Source organism: Collinsella sp. BIOML-A6, from assembly GCF_009875845.1.
Lineage (GTDB): Bacteria > Actinomycetota > Coriobacteriia > Coriobacteriales > Coriobacteriaceae > Collinsella > Collinsella aerofaciens_H.
In genome coordinates this window covers 1-1,056 of record NZ_WWSL01000058.1, presented here as the reverse complement: position 1 = coordinate 1,056, position 1,056 = coordinate 1, and the positions used below count along the sequence as shown (strand labels likewise).

The 1,056-nt window shown below is 72.8% G+C and carries 1 protein-coding gene; it reads right to left on the bottom strand.

From position 1 onward, the window contains the following. Positions 1–923: helix-turn-helix domain-containing protein (locus GT495_RS10610; protein WP_161162703.1), on the bottom strand; the 923-nt coding region annotated here is incomplete at its 3' end. Positions 924–1,056: the final 133 nt, after the last annotated feature.

The following is a 1,056-nucleotide window of genomic DNA, read 5'->3' as shown; positions in this document are numbered from 1 at the left end:
CTGGTCTCGCCGTCGCGCTCGCCGAGCAGCGCCGCGATGGCGCCCTCGTCGGCGAACTCGCTCCCGTTGTCGGTGAGCACGGCGCCGAAGGCGCGCCTCGCGCCGTCCTCGCCGAGGACCCCGCGCAGGGACGAGAGCGCCGCGAGGACCGAGGCGCACGCGCCGTCCGGCAGCGGCAGCGCCAGCTGGAAGCGGCTCGGGCGGTGCAGGAGCGTGAGGAGCCTGGCGGAGTCGCCCCTGGCGCCCTCGACGGTGTCCATCTCCCAGGCCGCGGCGCAGGCGTCCTCGCCGAGCGCGAGGAACGCCGCGTGCGACCTGCGGGCCGAGTGGTGCGTCGCCCCCCTCGGGGCCCGGTGCGACCTCGGCCTGTAGCCGACCTTGCGCCTGAGCTCCATGTTCGTCATGCCGTCGTAGCCGGCGTCCACCCACCTGTATACGGTGGAGGCGCTGAGGCCGGGGGTCGTCGCCGCTATCTGCTGCGGGGAGAGCCCGCGCGCGAGGCCGCCCCTGATGGCCGCGAGCTTGGCGGCGGCGCCCTCCTCGGTCTCGTCTATCCCGGATCTGCTCGACGAGAGCTCGGCGTCGGCTGCCTCCTGCGCCCTCCTGGCGCTGTAGAACACCCTGGGCCTCCTCGAGCAGCCGTAGCCCCTCCTGTGCGAGCAGCCGTTGCAGCACCTCGGCCATGCGGCGAGCCTGGGGCAGGCCCCCGAGAGGTCCTCGGGCGCGGGCTCGCCGTAGCGCGAGCGCGGCGCGGTGACGTAGCGGTGCGCCGCCACCTCCCTGGTCACGGTCGAGGGCGACCTGCCGAGCTCCGCGGCGATCTCGCGGGCGCTTCGGTTGCGGTCGAGCATTCTCTCGATCGCGTTCCTCTCGTGCCTCGTGAGCCTCCCGTACGACCTTCCGGACGGTCTCGGTCTGGACATGCCGGCCTCCCTCCATCGAGGGCCGGGGGATTCCGGCCCCTCTGGGGTTGCCTACCCGGATTCGCGCCTCAGGACTCAGCGCAACGCGTTGCGCTGAGTCCTGAGGCTGTTGCAATGAAAATGACAATCAAGG